The following is a 535-nucleotide window of genomic DNA, read 5'->3' as shown; positions in this document are numbered from 1 at the left end:
TAAGTACAGTGGATTCTGCCAAAGAGGATGCTGTACGAACTTATCAAACTGTTCAAGATTTAGATACTACAATCACTGTTAGTAAATCTGACATTGACCAAGCTAACAAAGATTCCAAAACATACAAAGATGCAGCCATGACTTCTGCTGGTGAAGCTAAAGCTGCTCAACTTCAAGTGGAAAAACTTGCTCTTGCTTCGATTTACAAGTTTAAAGAAGGTAATGCAGTAAGTACAGCAAGTCTTACATTGTCTGCTGATGCTGTTCAACACTATGAACTTAGGTTAGGGACAACTACTGTAAACTTACCATTGTTCACAGCTGACCCAGACAGTACAGCTCGACAACTTACCATAATCTTTAAACAAGGTACAGGTGCGAACCGAGTCAACTGGCCTCAAGGTGTTCCTACAGGAGCATCTGCCAACGACTATCGACCAAAGATTATGTGGAATGGTGGTCGTGAGCCAGTGTTTTCTTATGTCCAAGACATGGAAGATGTTGTGACATTACTCACTACAGACAAAGGAATCCA

Annotated in this window: 1 protein-coding gene; it reads left to right on the top strand. The window is 41.1% G+C overall.

What is annotated here, in order from left to right:
* Positions 1-535 (top strand): hypothetical protein (locus tag N1032_RS27520; protein ID WP_259543906.1); only part of this gene is annotated, 535 nt, incomplete at both ends.

It is taken from the genome of Herbiconiux daphne, from assembly GCF_024979295.1.
Lineage (GTDB): Bacteria > Actinomycetota > Actinomycetes > Actinomycetales > Microbacteriaceae > Herbiconiux > Herbiconiux daphnes.
The sequence above is the reverse complement of the archived record's forward strand: the minus strand, read 5'-3'. Positions and strand labels throughout refer to the sequence as shown.